We start from the raw sequence: 20,362 nt of genomic DNA on the forward strand, positions 1-20,362 counted from the left end.
AGAATGAAAACGACTCTGATAAGTGCCGGAATCCGCCATGCGCTGCTGCTGGGCAGCACGCTGATCTTCTCTTCGCCGCTGCTGGCGGCGGAAAGCAGTAACCCGGCGTTGCAGGCGCTGTTCGACCAGGCTTCTTACTGGCACCAGAAGGCGCATGACGATCTGGCGAAGGCTTCGCTGCAGAAGGTGCTGATGGTGGAACCCGGCAACACCCAGGCGCTCTACCTGCTGGCGCTCTATTCCCAGCAGGGCGGCGACACGGCGGCGGCGGCGCAGTATCGCGCCCGCCTGAGTCAGGTTGCCCCTGGCGATCCCCATCTGAGCGAGCTGGATAATGCGCGCCAGATGCAGACCATTCCGCAGGCGCAGCTTTCGCTGGCGCGTCAGCAGGCGCGCAGCGGCAATATACCGGCGGCGTTACAGACCTGGCGCAACACCTTCAGCGGCAATGAGCCGCCCGCCAGCGTGGCGGCGGAATATTATCTCACCATGGCCGGCGACCGTACGCTGCTGCCGCAGGCGGTCGAGGCGCTGCGGCAGTTTGCGGCGCAGCATCCGCAGGACACGGGTGCGCAGCTGGCGCTGGGGAAAGCGCTGACTTATCAGGAGTCGACCCGCCGTGAAGGCATTGAAGTGCTGAGCGCGCTGGCGAGCGGCAATCAGGATGCTGACCGTTCACTGCGTCAGGCGCTGCTGTGGCTCGGCCCGCAGCCCGCCGATGCGGCGCGTTATCAGACCTGGCAGCAGCGTCATCCGCAGGACACAGCGGTCATGGACTACTACCGTAAGAATGTGGGTGGCGCAGAAAAAGGGGCGGGCTTCAGCGCGCTCAACAGCGGGGATGTCGGCGGGGCGCAGGCCAGCTTTGAAAAAGTGCTGGGTGCCAATCCTCAGGATGCGGATGCGCTGGCGGGCATGGGCTACGTGGCCCAGCGTGACGGACGTTATCAGGAAGCGGCCGATTATCTGCAGCGGGCGGCGCAGCTTGGCGGCGATCAGAGTGCGTCGCGTCAGCAGCAGGCCGACGATGCCCGCTTCTATGCGCAGCTGGCCAGTGCGCAGCAGGCGCTGAAAAACGGCGACAGCGCACAGGCGCTGACATTAAGCGAACCACTGATGCAGGCGCAGGGCGAAAAAGGGCTGGCCGCCAGGCTGTTCCGCGCCGACGTGCTGCGCCGCACGAATCAGCCCGTCCAGGCAGAGCAGATCTACCGCGAAATCCTGCAAAGCGATGCGGATAACCGCAGCGCCAAAGAGGGGCTGTTTTACGTGCTGCGCCAGCAGAATCGTACGGCTGAAGCTGGCAGCCTGCTGGGCTCCCTGCCGGAGAGCGTACGCCAGAGCGTCGCACCGCGGGCGAATGAAGCCGATGCGCTGCGCCAGCAGGCGAAGCGTCAGCTGGCCGCCGGTAACAGCGCCGCGGCGATGGCGACGCTGCAACAGGCTATTCAGCGCTATCCCACGGAGGGGTGGCTGCGGCTCGATCTGGCCCGGCTCTACCGCCAGCAGGGGGATACGCTGCTGGCCGCTAACGTGATGCAGCCGGTCATGCGCAGCGGTGCCAGCAGCAGCGAGCTGTATGCTGGCGCACTCAACGCCAGCGAAAGCGGCGGCTGGCAGCAGGCCAGCACCTTACTGTCACGCATTCCCGCCAGCGCACAGACCGCAGCGATGCGTGAACTGGCGCAGCGGGTCAATTTCAACCTGCAGATGAGCACCGCCGATCGCTATCTGGCGCAGGGGGCCACGGCCGCCGCTGCCAATACCCTGAAAGCGCTCACGGTCAATCCGCCCGCGAATCCGGTTGATGCCGGTAACCTGGCGCAGAAGCTGGCGCAGGCGGGCGATCTCCCCAGCGCCGTCTCGCTGGTGCGGGCGAACCTGCAGCGCGGCGTGCAGGGGAATGCGGGCGACTATGCAGCGCAGATGGCGGTGCTGAATCAGGCGGGCCTCGGCAGTGAGGCACAGCGCTTCCTCAGCAACCCTGAGCTGCAGGCGCGCAGTACCCCGACCCAGCTGGCCGGCATTCGCAACGGCTATCTGATTAATGAAGTGGATCGCCTGCGGCAGCAGCGGCAGTATGCGGTGGCCTATGACAAGCTGATTGGTGCCCTGCAGCAGGATCCTCAGAACCGCGACCTGATGTTCGCGATGGCCCGTCTTTACCAGGACGGTAAGATGAACCGGGATGCCGGTGTGGTGTATGACTACCTGATGACCCAGGATACCCCGACTCAGGATGCCCGCGTCGGGGCCATCAACGTGGCACTGGCGCAGAACGATGTGCAGCGCGCCAGTGCGCTGAGTCGCGGCCTTAACCGCACCGCGCCGTCGGCCGATCGCCTGCTGCTGCTGGCGCGCGTCGCGGAAGCCAATGGCGACCATACGCAGGCGATGGGCTATCTGCGTTCCGCGCGTGGTCAGCTGATCGGCCTGCAGGGCGCGCAGCCTGGCAGCGTGCCGACGATAGGCGGGCTGGCGCTGGCGGATAACCCCTTTATCAATCGCCACACTTCGCCGGTAGGACGCACCGCGTCCAGCTACGGCACCGTGCTGCCGTGGCAGGCAGCGCCTGCCGGGGTGACGGCACAGGGCGAACCGGCAGCGGGCAGCGAAACCGCGTCCCGACAGGCGCAGACGCTGCACGAGATCGACACCATGATGGATTCGCTGCAGGAGAAAACCGGCACCTGGAGTCAGGGTATGGTGCAGGTGCGCGGGCGTGATGGCGAGTCAGGCCTGAGCAAACTCACCGAAGCCAAAGCGCCGCTGACGTTCTCTACCGTGCCGTTTGAAAAGGCGCGCTTTGACTTTACCGCCACGCCGGTCTCGCTCACGGCGGGCAGCGGCGCGGCCGATGCGTGGCGTCGTTTCGGCACCAATGCGCTGAGCCAGGGCAATGTGGTCGCCGCAGGCGGTGCCACGGTCAATGATCTGCCGAACGCCACCACCGATTCGCAAACGGCGTCGGGCGTGGAGCTGAATCTGGCGCTGAAGGGCGACCGTTACAAGGTCGATCTCGGCAGTACGCCGCTGGGGCAGGATCTCAGTACCCTGGTGGGCGGCGTTCAGTGGTCACCGAAGCTGACCGACTTCCTGACGCTGATCCTGACCGGCGAGCGCCGCGCCATTACCGACAGCCTGCTCTCATACGTGGGCGCAGAGGATAAGAGCAGCGGCAAACGCTGGGGCCGCGTCACGAAGAATGGGGCTAACGCCCTGTTAAGCTATGACAATGGCGATGCGGGCTTCTACGCCGGGGCAGGCGCTTACAGCTATCTGGGCGAAAATGTTGCCAGCAACAACAGTCTGCAGGCGACGGCAGGCGCTTATGTTCGTCCGTTCCACAGCGACGATCGCGAGCTGAAAGTGGGGATGAGCCTGTCGTGGATGGACTTCTCGAAAAACCTCAGCTATTTCAGCTACGGGCAGGGCGGCTACTTCAGCCCGCAGAACTACGCGGCGGTCTCTTTCCCGGTGGAGTTCTCACGCCGGTTTAACGATCTGAAAGTGAACATCGGCGGTTCCGCCGGTTATCAGAGCTACAGCCAGGATAAGAGTGCGTACTTCCCGGCCGATGCCCGGCTGCAGTCGCAGCTGGAGGCGCTTGCCGCCGGTGGCAGCGTGAAAGAGGCGTACTATTCGGGTGGCAGTAAAAACGGCGTCGGCTATAACCTGCACGCGGGGGCTGACTATAAACTCAATAAAGATGTGACGATTGGCGGCCAGCTGGGCTATGACACCTTTGGTGACTACAACGAAAGCAGCGCGCAGCTCTATGTCCGCTATCTGTTCGGAGAGAAGTAATGAGTGAGCATTCGGGCGGTTCGCATCCCTGGCAGCCGGGCTGGTTTGACCTGGTCAGCGTGTTGATTGAGGGGATGATCGCCAACGCCGGTCAGCAGGAGGCGGAAGCCTTCCTCTACCGCATGGGGGAGTCGCTGGCGACCCGCTATCCGTTGCCAGCGGCACGCACCGTGCAGGATCTGGAACGCGAGTGTAATCTGCAGCTGGCGCGCTTTAACTGGGGGTTTGTGCAGCTTCAGCCGGAAGAGGCGGCGCTGCGGATTACCTGTCACGCTACACCGGCAGGCGACAACATCCTTTCACCGGCTGAGTGGCAGTCGGCGTTTGGTGCGGTGCTGGCCGGTCTTTTTTCGGGCTGGCTGCAGGAGCAGGGCGGCAGCAACCGGGTGCCGGTGACGGCTGAACGCAGTGAAGGCAGTACGCTGTACTATCGATATCAATAGGATCAACTATGAAACGTAAGCCATTCTGGCTGGGCTGGATCTGCTCAGTGTTACTGCTGGCCTGCAGCGCGCAGGCCAGTGCCAGCGGCTGGGACACTTTTAAAAGCCGTTTTGTCACCCCTGAAGGGCGGATCATCGACACCGCCAATAACAATGTCAGTCACACCGAAGGTCAGGGGTATGGCATGCTGCTGGCGGTCGCTAACGATGACCGTGCCACCTTTGATCGGCTGTGGCAGTGGACGCGCACCCAGCTGCGTAATCCGCAGACCGAGCTGTTCTACTGGCGCTATGTGCCGGGCAGTGACAATCCGGTTGCCGACAAAAACAACGCCTCGGATGGTGATGTGTTGCTCGCCTGGGCGCTGCAGCGTGCCGCGCAGAAGTGGCAGGCTGAGAGCTATCAGCAGGCCTCTGACCGCATCCAGCGTGCCATCATCCGGCTGGATGTGGCGAATTTTGGCGGGCACACCGTGCTGTTGCCGGGGGCGCAGGGCTTTAACAAAGGCAGCTTTGTGGTGCTGAACCCCTCCTACTTCCTGTTTCAGGCCTGGCATGAGTTTGGCGAGCGCAGCCATCTCCAGGTCTGGGATAAGCTGATCAATGACGGCTTCGATCTGCTGGGTAAGCTGAGCTTTGGGAAAACCGGGCTGCCGCTGGACTGGGTGGCGCTGAATGCTGACGGATCGGTTGCCCCGGCAGTCGGCTATTCCAGCCGCTTCAGCTACGACGCCATTCGCGTGCCGCTGAACATCTGGTGGTATGACCCGCACAGTCTGGCGCTGGTGCCGTTTCAGCGCGTCTGGCAGGGTTACAGCCGGATGCTGACGCCAGCCTGGTTTGACGTGCTGGCGAATACCCCGGCCCCTTACCATCTTGAGGGCGGTCTGCTGGCAGTTCGTGACCTGACGCTGAATGAGACGGGCTATCTGAGCGATACCCTGGCGGCGGATCAGAACTACTTTTCGGCCAGCCTGCAGTTACTGACCTGGCAGGCTTTTCAGGAGAAGCGCTGATTGCTCAGCGCCCTGTTGCGGATAGCAGCGGGTTCATTCCGGTTCAGGCGCGTCGCCGCGCCTGAACCCCTCCATCGCTGCGCTACTGCGGGTAGGCGACCCAGTCGCCGCCGTTAAGCCGGATCCAGGGTTTGCCCTGATACATCATCACCACCGCACCATCATTCTCCGACACGACAGGCGTCTGAGGCAGCTTGTCCGTCAGCACCGACATGTTCACATTCGGCGCATTAAACACCTGACCATCGACCACGCGCGAGACAAGCTCTGAGACAGCCAGCAGGCTGGTTGGTGCATCAATATTCAGGGGCTGTCCCTGATGCGGTGCCTTCATGCCGACAAACTTAATTCCCACCGGCACGTGCGTGATGTCGGGGCTGGGGATATCGCGCAGGCCGGACATCTGCATTTTATCGCCCTGCAGCGCGGCACCATGCTCCGGCACCACCAGAACCATCACCCGGCGGCCCGATTTCTCCAGCTGCGTCAGGAAGGCGTCGATCTGGTCAAACAGCAGCTGAGCGCGCGGCTTCCACGGGGCCGTTTTCGTGCTGCCCAGGTCGCGCGTGCCGTCGTGCAGCGGGATCAGATTGTAGAAGGTGGCGCTGCGGGCATCGCTGCTCTTGCTGCGGTCATCCAGCCAGCGCTGCATCACCTGGGCATCGTTAAGCACCGGCGAGCCGTCGAACGAGGTCAGTTCCGGCGCAATGCCCGCCTGGGACATCAGCGGAGCCTGAATATCGCCTGACTCGCGTAACTCCTTGAGATAGTTACCGAACACACCGGTATGATCCATCATCAGCTGCTCTTTAAAGCCCAGTTTCGCCAGATTATCGAACAGATAGCAGCGTGAATCGGTGGGCTTATAGAGGTCACTGTGCGAGGTCTGACCGCAGCTGGCGCGCAGCAGGCGAATCCCCGCCGGGCCGCTGTAGCTGGTGGCCGAGTTGAAGTTGGTCAGCATGATGTCGAAGTGCTGCCACAGCGGGTGATTCCGCAGCTGGGATGCATCCATATCAGACCAGGCGAGCGAACAGATATTGATCACCAGTATGTCGAACGGCTGCGAATCGGCTGGCAGGCTGTCAGGGAAGTGGGTGACGCGCTTGCGTTCACTCTCATAAAAGCGGCTGAGCCAGGCGGTCAGGCTGGCGCTGGTGGGGGCAGCCGACTGATCGAGCCCCTCCGCTGCCGCCGCGGGCTGGCTGGCGGCGGCTGGCGTCTGGTTCAGAACCACCTGCGGCGTGGCGGCGCGCGTGGGCAGCAGCGACATCGCCGGGCCGGCGATAGTCAGCACGTTGAGCCAGATCATCATCAGCGACACCAGCACGGTGATGCGGATCCAGGGCGAAACAAACAGGTAGATCACCAGCAGCACAAATAGCGCACCTAACATCTGCCAGTTAATAAAGCGGTCAGCCAGATCGAGCAGGTAAGCGGCAGAGAAGCCCGCCAGCTGGTCGCCCTGGCTGAGCAGGCTGCTGAGCCCGGGCAGCCAGGTGTCATGCCAGAACAGCCCGATCCCGATGGGGAGGGAGATCCAGTGACGGAGGCGATGCAGGCGCAGCGACGGCAGCGGGAAGAGGAGCCAGGCGAGAAACACCAGATTGCTCAGGGCGTGAAAATTAAGATAGCCGTACCACAGCAGGGCAAACTTCACTAAGAAGTAGAAATTCCAGCCGCCCAGGCCGCGCCAGCAGGACCACAAACGGGAAGCGTGGGCCGCAGCGGGTTGATCATTTTTCATTAATGTTGGCATCCGTTTTTGAAGATTGACGCTGCCAGTGCCCCTCAGACTTCAGCGCACGTGCAGGTAACAGGCGATTCAGCAGACCGTTCCAGCGGCGCGGCAGCCACTGCTGCCACACGGGTCTGGCGATCAGCAGAATGAACAGCAGCAGCAGCGCAATCTGCACCCAATCCATCAGGTTCATCAGGACTCTCTCTCCGGCAGTAATGTAATGGGCTGCGGAACCGGGCGCTCCGGCGCGGCCACTGGCGGGGTCTCCGCGGGGCGCACCGAATCGGAAACCGGCGTCAGCACCTGCAGCGCCATCGGCGTCATTTTTTTAATGTTGCCGATCTCGGCGAGGATCTGGTTGTCCTCAAACCAGATAATCCGGTTGGCAAACAGCTCATCGTGCGGCAGTGAAAAGATAAATTTCAGCGCTTTATCCAGGTCGTTGTAGCGGCAGGAGGAGAGGAACAGAATCACCCGATCCTCCAGCACCGTGACCAGATCGCCAAAGCGGCGCGGTTTACAGAGTGTCAGAACCTGCTGAGGGGTGAGCTGCGGCACCGGGCGCAGGGCGACCAGCAGGCCTTTGTCATTTTCCGGCAGCAGGGTGTTGCTGATTAACTGGCTGACCGCCTCACAGAACGCATCCAGGCGCAGATAGCCCTTTTCATGCAGCGGCTGCAGGGAGGCGATCAGCGCATCCAGGCTGGCGGGCACGCGACGACTGAACCGCTGCCCCTGAATCCCTTCAAGCATGGTGAGAAAGCGCGACATCGCCGCCGTGGTAGGCACAATGGTGTTCACGCCGCAGGCCTGCAGCAGGCGCTCATCGCTGTAACGCAGGCTGACGCCCATCTCACGCACCACAATTTTCAGCCCGTTGCCGCGCGCGCGGCGCAGGCTGTGCACCATTTTTGCCAGTTCACCGATCTGTTCACTGTGATTCAGGCTGAAGATCACGGTGGCCGCATGGGCCTGCTGCGCCTGTAACCAGACCTGCTGATTATCATCAAACAGCTGCCACTGGCGGGAAAGCGGCGGCGCGCCTTCAAGCACGCTTTTATCGGCCAGATAGTGTTGCTCGTCATTCAGGCTCAGCGGTTCCTGCGTTTCTTTTAACGCAAAGAAATGCGCATCTTCATAGCCCAGACGAAGCGTGCGATCGGCAAACAGTCTTTCGCCGGTATACCACCAGCTTATTTGATACAGCCAGCTATCCTGCTCAACGGTTAAATAAGCCAGTCCATCTATCTGACGATAATAACGCTGAAGCGAGCTGGTCTGATTAAAAAGAGTAATACCGGTGGTGACGATGAGAAGTGTAATATTTCGTTTGCGCAACATTCTGCGCATGCGTGTTATCCAGTCACGCAACTCCGCTTCGTTTAATTTATCCCATTGCGCCGTACTGCTGCTGAAGATCACCAGCCCACTTTTATGACTGAGCGTGCGGGATAAATCCCTTTCCAGTTGCAGCAGACTTTTTTTATTTGCCGGCAGAGAAAAGAGCGGGATACGGCCGGGGCCGCCCGTCAGGTCGGGCGTCAGCAGCTCGCGGGGCGGCAGCCCGGCGCTGATGAGCGTGGCGGCATGCTGCTGGGAAATAACCTGTCGAATAAAGGCACGCATATCCTGCTGACGTGCGCAGGTGACCCAATAAAAACCGGGATTTTGCAACGTTATGACTTCAGGCTGAACCTGTCGCAGCCCCAGTGAAAAAGAATTTTTCATAATGAATTCGATATTGTTCCAGCCCAGGCTAGTTTATTATAGTCAGCACAGGTTGTAACCTGACGAATTAAAAATTACTGCGACAGGCCAATTACGCTTTTCTGATAGCGTCCTTATTCTGGAAACCCCTTTTCAGAAAAAAGGCGAAGAGGCCACTGTCCTCAATCCGACACTGTTTGTTCGTGGCGAAAAATAATGACAAACCCGAATGTTTATACGCCGGTCGCCGTTGAGGGTGGACCTCAGGATGATATCAGCGCACTGCGTGACGCCTTTTCTCTGCACGCGTTCCGTTATATCGATATTGCCCGCGAAGAACGGCTGGCAGAGATCGTATCGCGCTGGCCATTATTAACCGAAACCGTTGCCGCACAGCCGGAGCCGCATCGCTGATGGCGCTGATGGCACTTCAGGGCATCCGGGGCGGTGTCGGCACCTCCTCTCTCTGCGCGGGCCTCGGCTGGGCGCTGTCGGCACTGGGTGAACAGGTTCTGCTGATTGACGGCTCGCCGGTCAGCCAGCTCGGCATGCATTTTAATCTGCCGGTGCAGGCGGAGCAGGGCTGGATGCAGGCGCTGTGTCACGGCGGCGACTGGCTGCAGAGCGCCCGGCGCTATCCGCAGGGGCCGGATCTGCTCCCCTATGGTCAGCTCTCCGCTTCCGCCTCCGCTGCGGTTCAGGACAGCACGATTGCTGCCCCGCTGCTGGCGGCGTTACCGGCGCTGCGGGGGCGCTACGGCTGGATAATTTTTGATCTGCCCGCCGAAAGCGCGCCGTGGCATACGGCGCTCTATGCGCAGCTGGATGGCCTGCTCGGCGTCATTACGCCCGATGCGAACTGCCATTTGCGCCTGAGTCAGCAACGCTTTCCTGCGGCGACCCGTTTTCTGATCAACCAGTTCAACGCCAACAGCCGGCTGCAGCAGGATCTGCATCAGCTCTGGATGGCGTCGCTGAATCCGCTGATCCCGCTGCTGATCCACCGGGATGAAGCGCTGTCAGAAGCGCTGATGATGAAGCAGCCGGTCGGAGAATACCGGCCCCACGCGCTGGTCAGCGAAGAGCTCACCACCCTGGCGAACTGGCTGCTGCTTCATCTGAAAGGCGATCGCGTATGAACCCGCTGCGCTGGCTGCTGACCCGACCCGCCTGGCTGGCGTTGCAGCGTCGCTACAGCACCGCCCGGAACAACGGAGCATCCCGCTTCGCCAGCGCGCTGCATCTCTTCTGGTGCGGGCTGGCGGTGACGCTGTTGCGGCTGGAGGCACCGGGCTGGCAGCAGATTATTCAGCAGCGCCGCCGCCTCTATCCGCATATTTCGCCCGAACGCCCGCAGCCGCTTGATCCTGTGCGCTATCTGATCCAGACGCTCTGGCTGGTGTTTATCCTGCCGGGTGATGGCCGCCGCCGCGTGAACGGCTTCGCCACGCTGGCTGGCTGGCGGCAGCGGGTCTATCGCTGGCTCGACAGGCGTGGCAGGCAGGCAGAGGCGCAGGGGCTGGGCGCGCGGGCGGAAAAACGGCTGAAGAGACTGCCGCCCCTGCTGCGTTACGCTCTCCTGGCCGGAATGGGCGTGATCGCGTCGGTACTGGCGCTGCTCTGTATCAGCCAGCCCTTTGACCTGCTGACGCAGTTTATCTTTGTGCTGCTGCTCTGGAGTCTGGCGATGGTGGTGCGGCGCGTGCCGGGTCGCTTACCGACCATGATGCTGATCGTCCTGTCGCTGACCGTATCCTGCCGCTATCTCTGGTGGCGTTACACCTCGACACTCAACTGGGATGACCCGCTCAGCCTGGTGCTGGGTCTGCTGCTGATCGCCGCCGAAACCTATGCCTGGGTGGTGCTGGTGCTGGGCTATTTCCAGACGCTATGGCCGCTCAACCGTCAGCCGGTTTCGATGCCTGCCGATCGTGCGCTGTGGCCGTCGGTGGATCTGCTGGTTCCGACCTATAACGAACCGCTCAGCGTGGTCAGGCCGACGCTTTACGCCGCGCTGGGTATCGACTGGCCGAAAGATCGGCTTAACATCTATCTGCTGGATGATGGCAACCGGCCCGAATTTCGCGCGTTCGCCGCCAGCATTGGCGTTAACTATGTGGTGCGTCCCTCGAATGAACACGCCAAAGCGGGCAACATCAACCATGCGCTGAAAAAGCACTGCCGCAGCGACTTCGTGTCGATCTTTGACTGCGACCATGTGCCGACGCGCGCCTTTTTGCAGATGACCATGGGCTGGTTTATCAAAGATCCCCGGCTGGCCATGCTGCAGACGCCGCACCACTTCTTTTCGCCCGATCCGTTTGAGCGCAATCTGGGCCGTTTTCGCCGCACGCCGAATGAGGGATCACTCTTTTACGGCCTGGTTCAGGATGGCAACGATACCTGGGATGCGACCTTCTTCTGCGGCTCGTGCGCCATTCTGCGCCGCACCGCGCTGGAGGAGATTGGCGGCATCGCGGTCGAAACCGTAACGGAAGATGCGCATACCTCGCTGCGCCTGCACCGGCTGGGTTACACCTCGGCCTATATCCGTATTCCTCAGGCCGCCGGACTGGCGACCGAGAGCCTGTCGGCGCATATCGGACAGCGAATCCGCTGGGCACGTGGCATGGTGCAGATCTTCCGTCTGGATAACCCTCTGTTCGGTAAAGGGCTTAAGTGGGTGCAGCGACTCTGTTATGCCAACGCCATGCTGCACTTTCTCTCCGGCATTCCGCGGCTGATCTTCCTGCTGGCTCCGCTGGCGTTTCTGCTCTGCCACGCCTACATCATCTACGCGCCCGCGCTGGCCATCGCGGTCTATGTGCTGCCCCACATGCTGCACACCAGCCTGACCAACTCGCGTATTCAGGGGCGCTGGCGACACTCGTTCTGGAGTGAAGTCTACGAAACGGTGCTGGCGTGGTATATCGCCCTGCCCACGACCGTTGCGCTGATCAATCCCCACAAAGGCAAGTTTAACGTCACCGCCAAAGGCGGGCTGGTGGAGAAGCGGCATCTGGACTGGGTCATCACCCGGCCTTATATGCTGCTGGTGTTGCTTAACCTGGCGGGGGTAGGGATGGCGTTCTGGCGCATGCAGCACGGCCCGGCCAACGAAGTGTTAACGGTGTGGGTCAGCCTGGTGTGGGTCATCTACAACATGGTGATTCTGGGGGGCGCGGTGGCGGTCTCGGTTGAAGCCCGGCAGATCCGCGAGGCCCATCGCGTGGAGATTGCGATGCCTGCCGCCATTGCGCGCGAAAACGGCCACATGCTGCCCTGTACGCTGCGGGACTACTCCGATGGCGGGGTGGGTCTGGAGCTGCGCGAGCCGGATGCGTTGCGGGAGGATGAAAAGGTCTGGCTGCTGCTGCGTCGCGGTCAGCAGGAGTTCAGCTTCCCCTGTACGGTGCAGCGCGTCTTTGGCCGTCGGGCGGGCGTTCGCCTTGAGTCCCTGACCACCCGGCAGCACATCGATTTTATCCAGTGTACCTTCGCCCGTGCCGATACCTGGGCGTTGTGGCAGGACGGTTTCCCGGAAGATAAACCGGTGCAGAGCCTCACCGATATCATGATCCTCGGCTTCAAAGGTTATCTGCGCCTGGCGGAATATGGTCCGCCGCAGTTACGTCGGTTGTTTAACCTGCTTACCGCTGGGGTAAGCTGGCTGGCTTCGCTGTTGCCGCAAGGCATCGGACGCGTGCCCGCCTCAAAAAATCTGCATTGAGTTGATGATATGACGACAACGAGAATAAACAGGTGGGTCGCTGCGCTGTTGCTGGGTTCCGCAACATTAAGCTGCGCTGCAGCAGAGGAAAATGCACCGGTCAGCGCGGCCGGAGAGACGGCGCAGCAGGCCGTGCCGCAGCCGTCGGCTGCGCCGTTGCGAAACAGCCAGCTGAGCTTTGCTAAGCTGGCACCGCCGCCAGGCAGCATGACGCTGCGCGGAACGCGCACCACCGGGCAGATTGAGTTTGGGGTGCGCAGCGACGAAGTCGTCACTAGTGCTATGCTGAACCTCAGCTATCGGCCATCGCCTGCGCTGCTGCCGACCCTGTCGCAGCTGAAGATCTATCTCAACGATGAGCTGGTGAGCCTGATTACCCTGACGCCGGAGCAGATCGGCAAAGAGAATCAGACGCAGCTGGCGCTGGACCCCCGGTTTATCGCCGATTTTAACCGCGTCCGCTTTGAGCTGGTCGGTCACTACGCCAACATCTGTGAAAACCCGGCCAACAGCACCATCTGGCTCGATATCGGTAAAGCCAGCAGCCTGGATCTGACGCTGCAAAAACTGCCGCTGAAAAACGACCTGTCACACTTCCCGGAGCCTTTCTTTGATGCGCGCGACACGCGGCCGCTGACCCTGCCGATGGTGTTTGCCGCCCAGCCCGATGTCGCGCAGCAGCGGGCCGCCGCCATCCTCGCCTCCTGGTTTGGCAGCAAAGCCGCCTGGCGCGGCCAGCGCTTCCCGGTCCTCTACAACCAGCTGCCGCAGCAACAGCACGCGGTGGTGTTTGCCACCAACGATGCGCGCCCGGCATTCCTGAAAGATCTGCCGCCGGTGAGCAAACCGACCGTAGAGCTCGTCAGTCAGCCTGACAATCCCTATGAGAAAATGCTGCTGATTCTGGGCCGCAACGATGACGACCTGCTGACGGCCGTGCAGGGCATTGCGCAGGGCGAGTTACTGCTGCGGGGCGATACCTCCACCATTGACCGCGTCACGCTGCTGGCCCCGCGCCAGCCTTATGATGCGCCAAACTGGGTACGCACCGATCGCCGCACGACTTTTGCCGAGCTGACGCAATATGAAAATCAGTTGCAGTCTGATGGTCTGCAGCCTAATCCGATCAGCCTGACGCTGAATCTGCCACCCGATCTCTTCCTGGTGCGGGCGCGCGGTATCGATATGGATCTGAACTATCGTTACACCTCGCCCACCCAGCCGGACGGCTCCAGGCTGGCGGTCAACCTGAACAATCAGTTCATTCAGGACTACCCGCTGCAGCCGAAAAACACGGCCGGACAGCAGCTGCTGCACCTTCCCCTGCTGCAGGGGACGACAGACAAGAGTCATGAGCTTAAAATCCCGGCGCTCCGTCTGGGCGTGATGAATCAGCTGCGTTTCGATTTCGACTATGCCACCACCTTTATGGGCGGCACGGCGGACGGACGCTGCGAAACCGTCACCCCGGTGAGCAATCATGTGGTGGTGGACGATAATTCCAGCATCGACTTCTCCGGTTATCGCCACTACATCGAAATGCCGTCGCTGCAGACCTGGGCGAATGCCGGCTTCCCGTTCAGTCGCTACGCCGATCTCTCCCAGACGCTGGTGCTGGTTCAGCCGGATCCGGATGCGCAGCAGGTCGCTACCCTGCTGAATGCGGTGGGCAATATCGGCGCGCAGACCGGGTATCCGGCGCTGCGCGTGCAGCTTACCGACGACTGGCGCACGGCGCAGAAGCAGGACGCGGATCTGCTGCTGATCGGCGACATCCCCAAAGATCTTCAGGACGACCGCCGGATCAGCGCGCTGGTTGACGCCACCGCCAGCTGGCTGAAAACCCCGGCGCGACGGGCATCTTTGCCGGCTCAGACTCTCAGCGAGGCGGAACGCAGCGCAGAAAGCACCACCGCCATCGGCTCCCGGGGTCCGCTGGCCACCGTGATTGGTTTTCAGTCGCCGTTCTACGATCAGCGCAGTGTGGTTGCGCTGCTCGCCGATGGCAGTCCGCGCAGCTGGCAGCTGCTCGATGAGGCGCTGGCTGACAGCGGCAAACGTGCGGCCATCTCAGGCTCTACGGCAATTGTCCGTGAGTCGGGTGTGAACAGTCTGCGTGTCGGCGAGACCTACTATGTGGGCCACCTCCCCTGGTGGGAGCGGCTCTGGGCCGCGCTGGCTACCCATCCTTTCTGGCTGGCGCTCTGCTCGGTGGGTGTCGTGGTGCTGTTTGCCATGCTGGTCTGGCGTCTGATGCGTCTTATCTCGCGCCGCCGTCTGCTTGATGATGAAGATGAATAAGTCGCTTCTGCTGCGGGCAGGTGTGCTGATCGGCCTGCTGGGTGCGCTGCCGGGGCAGGCTGCGCCTGTCGCCGGTCCGCAGGTTTCACCGGTTGACTGGCTGCTGACCCAGGTGCGCATCGGCGAATCGACCAACAAGTATGAGCTGGTGCAGCAGTCGCTCTACCGGCTGGAGAAGATTGACCCGGAGAATCCCCAGGTGCTGGCGGCGCGTCTGCGACTGGCGCTGCATCAGGGCGATCTCACTACCGCACAGACCCTGCTGGATCAGCTCAACCGGCTGGCGCCCGACTCCGCAGCGGCGCGGGAATCTGCCGCCGGCCTGCGCATGATGTCGTCTGACGGACGGCAGCAACTGCAGCAGGCGCGGCTGCTTGCCACCTCAGGACGACTGGCGGAGGCGAAAAGCGCCTACGATGCCCTGTTTAACGGCATCTTCCCCGATCCCAATATTGCCCTGGAGTACTGGCGGCTGGTGGCGCGCCTTCCCGGCCAGGAGGATCTGGCCTGGCAGCAGCTTCAGGTGCTGGAGCAGCGCTATCCTGGCAACGTCGGGGTCGGATTACAGATCGCCCGCATGGCCTTTGCGCGTCAGCAGCCGGAGCAGGCAATTACACAGCTGAAGCGGCTGGCGGAGCGCGGCGGCGGGCGTGAGGCCGCCGCCGACCTCTGGCTGCAGCAGATCACTGACCAGCCGGTCAGTGACAGCAGCGTGGCGCAGCTGAAGGCCTATCTGGCGGTATTTACCGACGGCGAGCCTTATCAGCAGGGTGTGGAGGCGTTATCGAAGCAGCAGAGCCAGCTGGCCGATCCCGCTTATCGCGACCGGATGCAGGCGCTGGCGCGGGTCGATGCCGGTAACGCTGACAGCGCCATGCGCGCCCTTGAACGGGCGCTGAAGAGCAATCCCGGGGATGCCGAACTGATGGGCGCAATGGGGCAGATTCAGGCCCGCGCGGGCCATCGTGAGGTGGCCATTCGCTGGCTGGAGCGCGCGATTCAGGCGGGTCAGCAGAGCACGCTGATTGGCAAATGGCAGTCGCTGCTGCAGACCAGTCATTACTGGCTGGCGATTGAGCAGGGCGATAAAGCGCTGGCGCAGCACGATATCGACGGGGCTGAAAAGGCCTACCGCGCGGCGCAAACCTATGACAGCAGCGACAGCTACGCCCTGATTGGTCTGGGTGATGTGGCGATGGCGCGCAACGATGCCCCCGGCGCTGAACGGTTCTGGCAAAAAGCGCGCCGGCTGGATGGCACCAATATCACCGCGGTGCGGCGGCTGGCAGGATTTTACCGGACGGTATCGCCCGCCCGCGAGATGGCGTTTATCGATACGCTGCCCGCCGACCAGCAGCGCGCACTGGCCGACACGATTCGCACGCTGCGCAGCGACAGCCTGCGTGCGGAGGCCGATGCGCTGGCGCAGCAGGCGCGCTGGCCCCAGGCCACCGATCGCTATCGCCAGGCACTGGCGCTGACGCCGGATGACGTCTGGCTCAGCTACCGGCTGGCGGGAGCGCTGCGTAACAGCGGTCGTGCGCAGCAGGCGGAGGCGGTGATGCGCGGCGTGGCGCAGCAGCACCCGCAGGATAGCACCGCGCTCTACGCCGCCGCCCTCTGGTTCTCGGGCAACGATAACGCCGCTGAGGCCCGCGCCACGCTGCATCGTCTGCCGGAAGCACAATGGAGCAGCGATATGCGCCAGCTGGCTGAGCGCCTGACGCAGGATCAGCGCTTTGCCGAGGCCGATGCCCTGCGCGAGGCGGGCGATGAGCCTGCCGCAATCGCGCTGCTTCGGCAGCAGCCGGATTCCAGCCGCCGCGATCTGACCCTGGCCGACTGGGCGCTGGCGCGGGGGGACGCGCAGCAGGCGCTGCAGGGGTATCAGCAGGTGCTGTCGCGCCAGGCGGACAACCGCGATGCGGCGCTGGGACGGATTGAGGCGCTGGTGGCGCTGCAGCGCAACGGCGAAGCCCGTCAGTCGCTGGAGACGCTGCCGCCGCAGCAGAGCACGCTGAATGCGGATCGCCGCGCGGCGCTGGCGTGGCAGGCGGTGGGTGAAACCACGCGGGCCGCGGCGCTGTTGACCGATCTGAAACAGCGTGCCGCCTCGCTGCCCCCTTCGCAGGATAAAGCGCTGGTCTATCGTGACGCGGCACGGCTGGAAGGGGCGCAGCAGCAGCCTGAACAGGCACTGGCAGACTATCGTCAGGCGATGACGGCCAGCGGCATCGCGAGCCGTGGCAATATCAGCCGCGCAACCCGCAACGATCCCCAGGATGACTGGCTGAAGCGCAGCCTGCGCAGCGACACGGCCGATCTCTACCGTCAGCAGCAGACCACGCTCACGGTGCAGCAGGACTATTCACGCAACAGCGGCACCGGCGGCATCTCCGATTTTACGGCGCACACCACCATGCTGCAGGCGGAACATCCGTTTGCCGATGGCCGGGGCTTTTTCCGTCTTGATCGGGTGGATGTCTCCGCAGGCACCTTTACCACCCGGAACGGCAGCATCGACGCCCTGTTTGGCAGCTGCGACGATGCCAATTCTGGCGGCTGTAATCGTGACAACCGCCAGCGCGATAGCGGGACGGCGCTGGCCGCGGGCTGGCATAACGCGACCTGGTCCGCTGACCTCGGAACCACGCCGCTGGGTTTTGAAGTCACGAACTGGACCGGCGGCCTGAGCTGGAAAACTGATGTGAAACAGCTCGGCGTCACACTGACGGCCTCACGCAGGCCGATCGCCAGTTCGCTGCTCTCCTATGCCGGGACGCGCGATCCCGCAGCCAGCGGCGGCAAAAGCTGGGGCGGCGTAGTGGCCACCGGCGGCAGCATCGGGCTGAGTTACGATCAGGGCGGCGCGCATGGCGTCTGGGGCGACATCAGTGCGCATCAAATCACCGGCAAAAATGTCGCCGATAACAGCCGCGAGCGCCTGATGGGCGGCTATTACTATAAGCTCATCAACAGCGACAACCGCCGGGCGACCGTCGGGCTGAACAGCATGCTCTGGCACTATCAGAAGGATCTCAGCGATTATACCTTCGGCCAGGGTGGCTACTACAGCCCGCAGCAGTATCTCTCTTTTTCCGTGCCGGTCACCTGGCGGCAGCGGACAGAGAACTGGTCGTTTGATCTGGGCGGCTCTGTCTCCTGGTCCCATTCGCAAACCCATGCCCAGCAGCGCTATCCGGTTAATCCGGGCTATACCCTTGCCAGTAACCCCTCTTCTGCCAGCAGTTCCGGCGGCGGTACCGGCTATACGCTGCAGGCAGTGATTGAGCGACGGCTGACGTCGAACTGGTTTATCGGTGCCGGTGTGGATATCCAGCAGGCGAAAGATTACACCCCGAGTCATGGTCTGCTTTATGTGCGCTATGCTGCCGGTGGCTGGGAAGGGGACCTGGATATGCCGCCACAGCCGCTGACCCCTTACGCGGATTTTAAATAATCCTGACCGGGAAAAAGCCGGACTTTTCAGACGGTAAAAAAGTCAGTTTATGGGATATACTGGCTGGCATTGTACTGTCTGCTATCTGGGCTTTTTTCATCGTCAGGAGAGAATTTTTTGCGCGTAAGCCGGTCACTTACGATAAAGCAGATGGCGACGGTTTCGCTGGTTGCGGTTATCACCATCAGTATTTTTATCGTCATCCAACTGTTTCATTTTGTGCAGCAGCGCAGGATTGACTACGCGCAGCAGATGGAGAATATCGCCCACACCGTTCGTCAGCCGCTGTCGGAAGCGGTGCTGCGGGCCGATATCCCCCGGGCCGAACACATTCTTCACTCTCTGAAACCGGCCGGTATCCTGTCGCGCGCCGATGTGGTGCTGCCCAATGCGTTTCAGGCGCTGCATGCTGACTTTGAGACAGAAAAACCGGTGCCGCGTCTGGTGGCCCGCCTGTTTGAGCTGCCGGTGCAGATTACGCTGCCGCTCTACTCGATAGAAAATACCAGAATGCCAAAACCGCTGGCCTATCTGGTGCTGCAGGCGAACTCAACGCGCGTCTACCAGTTTATTCTCAGCACGCTCTCGACCATGATCATCACCTATCTGCTGCTGGCGCTGATCCTCTCCGTGGCGATCAGCTGGTGCATCAACCGGCTGGTGGTGCATCCGCTGCGTCATCTCTCGCGCGAGCTGCAGGAGCTGCCGCCGCAGGCGATTCTGACCCATAAACTCTCCCTGCCGCACAGCCATCACGATGACGAGATCGGCATGCTGGTGCGCAGCTACAACCGCAATCAGCAGGTGCTGGAGTCGATTCATGATGAGATGAGCCGGCTGACCACCCACTTCCCGGTCACCGACCTGCCCAACCGCACCCTGTTCCTGGCGCTGGTCGAACAGTTCATGTGCAATCCTGAACGGTCGCTGGGTCTGATGGTGATCCGCATTGAAACCCTGCAGGAAGCCAACGGCATACTCAGCGATGAGCAGCGCGACACGCTGATGCTGACGCTGGTGGAGAAGATCCGCCATACGCTGGATGACCACACCCTGCTGGCGCAGACCGGCGTCAGCGATTTTGTCCTGCTGATGAAGCGCGCCAGTAATCCGTTCCGCGCCCTGCGTCTGGCGCGCAATCTGATGATTCGCCTTAATCAGCCGGTCAGCCTGCACCAGCTGCAGCTGCGCCCTAACGTCAGCATCGGTCTGGCGCTGCGCGACGATCAGCCGCTGAGCGCCAGTGAACTGCTGGACAGGGCGATCTCGGCGATGATGTCGGCCCGTCATCAGGGCAAAAATCAGATCCTCTTCTTTGACGCCGCGCTGACCGAGCGCGCACAGAAACGCCTGACCCAGGAGCATGACATTCTGCAGGGTCTGCACGATGAGCAGTTTGCTCTCTACCTGCAACCGCAGGTCGATATGCGCACCGGGGCACTGGCGGGCGCGGAAGCGCTGCTGCGTATGCGCCAGCCGGATGGCAGTTACGGCCTGACGGAAGAGTTTATCGCCAGCGCCGAAGAGATAGGCGTGATTAGCGCAGTGGGACGCTGGGTGTTTGAAGAGGCGTGCCGCATTCTGGCTGGCTGGCAGCGGCAGGGTATGATGCTGCCGCTGAGCGTGAATATCTCGGCGGTACAGTTGCGCGATACGGGCGTGGTCTCCCATCTGCAGTCTCTGCTGACCCGTCACCGCATCGCCCCCGGCACTTTTGTGCTGGAAGTGACCGAAACGGCGCATCTGGATGATGCAGAACAGGCGATAGCGATGCTGCGACTGTTGCAGCAGGCCGGGGTGGCGGTGGCGCTGGATGATTTCGGCATGGGCTACTCCAATCTCAACTATCTGCATCAGCTGAAAGCGTTGCCGGTCAACAAGCTGAAGATGGACCGCAGCTTTGTGGCGGCGCTGCCGCATGACGACACCATGGTCTGCATCGTGGCGGCTATCGCCGAGATTATCCACCTTGAGGTGATTGCCGAGGGCGTGGAAACCGCGGAGCAGCGTGACTGGCTGCTGGCGCGCGGCATTCACATCGGGCAGGGCTACCTCTACGCGGAAGCGCTGCCTCTGACCCGATTCAATCAGGCCTGGATAGAAAACTCCTCACTGCCGCAATAATTGCCTGATTCATTGATTTTGCGAGAATTTTAG

At 62.0% G+C, this 20,362-nt stretch carries 12 protein-coding genes; 9 read left to right on the plus strand and 3 right to left on the minus strand.

The window, feature by feature from the left end; all coding sequences use genetic code 11:
• Positions 1 to 3: 3 nt before the first annotated feature.
• Genes HFD92_RS17415 through HFD92_RS17425 form a run of 3 tightly spaced genes read left to right on the plus strand, consistent with a single transcriptional unit; the run spans position 4 to position 5,266 of the window.
• Entirely contained in the window at positions 4 to 3,807 is a 3,804-nt protein-coding gene (locus tag HFD92_RS17415; RefSeq protein WP_167429386.1) for a cellulose biosynthesis protein BcsC, read from the plus strand.
• Positions 3,807 to 4,250, plus strand: a complete 444-nt coding sequence (gene bcsD / locus HFD92_RS17420) for a cellulose biosynthesis protein BcsD (RefSeq protein WP_167429387.1) — start codon at positions 3,807 to 3,809, stop codon at positions 4,248 to 4,250. Before HFD92_RS17415 ends, bcsD begins: the two co-directional genes overlap by 1 nt.
• 8 nt (positions 4,251 to 4,258) lie before the next feature.
• Positions 4,259 to 5,266, plus strand: a complete 1,008-nt coding sequence (locus tag HFD92_RS17425) for a glycosyl hydrolase family 8 (RefSeq protein WP_009088382.1) — start codon at positions 4,259 to 4,261, stop codon at positions 5,264 to 5,266.
• Between the two features lie 82 nt (positions 5,267 to 5,348).
• Here HFD92_RS17425 and bcsG read toward each other — a convergent pair whose 3' ends face one another.
• The 3 genes from bcsG to bcsE are packed head-to-tail and all read right to left on the minus strand — an operon-like array spanning position 5,349 to position 8,735.
• Positions 5,349 to 7,013 (minus strand): cellulose biosynthesis protein BcsG, encoded by a 1,665-nt coding sequence (bcsG, locus tag HFD92_RS17430; protein ID WP_167429388.1) that lies wholly within the window; start codon positions 7,011 to 7,013, stop codon positions 5,349 to 5,351.
• Positions 7,003 to 7,200 (minus strand): cellulose biosynthesis protein BcsF, encoded by a 198-nt coding sequence (locus HFD92_RS17435; RefSeq protein ID WP_009088386.1) that lies wholly within the window; start codon positions 7,198 to 7,200, stop codon positions 7,003 to 7,005. Before HFD92_RS17435 ends, bcsG begins: the two co-directional genes overlap by 11 nt.
• Complete coding sequence (bcsE, locus tag HFD92_RS17440) at positions 7,200 to 8,735, minus strand: cellulose biosynthesis protein BcsE (RefSeq protein ID WP_167429389.1); 1,536 nt, start codon at positions 8,733 to 8,735, stop codon at positions 7,200 to 7,202. The genes HFD92_RS17435 and bcsE overlap by 1 nt, the downstream gene beginning before the upstream one ends.
• 195 nt (positions 8,736 to 8,930) lie before the next feature.
• Between bcsE and bcsR the strand changes: the two genes are divergently transcribed.
• The 6 genes from bcsR (at position 8,931) to hmsP (ending at position 20,329) form a co-directional block, all read left to right on the plus strand.
• Positions 8,931 to 9,128 (plus strand): cellulose biosynthesis protein BcsR, encoded by a 198-nt coding sequence (gene bcsR / locus HFD92_RS17445; protein ID WP_009088390.1) that lies wholly within the window; start codon positions 8,931 to 8,933, stop codon positions 9,126 to 9,128.
• Positions 9,128 to 9,853 carry a cellulose biosynthesis protein BcsQ gene (bcsQ, locus tag HFD92_RS17450; RefSeq protein WP_009088392.1) on the plus strand — a complete coding sequence of 242 codons (726 nt, stop codon included), beginning with the start codon at positions 9,128 to 9,130 and terminating at the stop codon, positions 9,851 to 9,853. The genes bcsR and bcsQ overlap by 1 nt, the downstream gene beginning before the upstream one ends.
• Positions 9,850 to 12,444 (plus strand): UDP-forming cellulose synthase catalytic subunit, encoded by a 2,595-nt coding sequence (gene bcsA, locus HFD92_RS17455; RefSeq protein WP_009088393.1) that lies wholly within the window; start codon positions 9,850 to 9,852, stop codon positions 12,442 to 12,444. Before bcsQ ends, bcsA begins: the two co-directional genes overlap by 4 nt.
• 9 nt (positions 12,445 to 12,453) lie before the next feature.
• Complete coding sequence (bcsB, locus tag HFD92_RS17460; RefSeq protein WP_167429390.1) at positions 12,454 to 14,745, plus strand: cellulose biosynthesis cyclic di-GMP-binding regulatory protein BcsB; 2,292 nt, start codon at positions 12,454 to 12,456, stop codon at positions 14,743 to 14,745.
• On the plus strand, positions 14,738 to 18,205 hold the full coding sequence (bcsC, locus tag HFD92_RS17465; RefSeq protein WP_167429391.1) for a cellulose synthase complex outer membrane protein BcsC: 3,468 nt from the start codon (positions 14,738 to 14,740) through the stop codon (positions 18,203 to 18,205). Before bcsB ends, bcsC begins: the two co-directional genes overlap by 8 nt.
• A gap of 117 nt (positions 18,206 to 18,322) precedes the next feature.
• Positions 18,323 to 20,329, plus strand: a complete 2,007-nt coding sequence (gene hmsP, locus HFD92_RS17470) for a biofilm formation regulator HmsP (RefSeq protein ID WP_167429392.1) — start codon at positions 18,323 to 18,325, stop codon at positions 20,327 to 20,329.
• The last annotated feature ends 33 nt before the right edge of the window (positions 20,330 to 20,362 follow it).

The sequence above is a fragment of the Pantoea sp. EKM101V genome, from assembly GCF_011800325.1.
Classification (GTDB): Bacteria; Pseudomonadota; Gammaproteobacteria; order Enterobacterales; family Enterobacteriaceae; genus Pantoea; species Pantoea anthophila.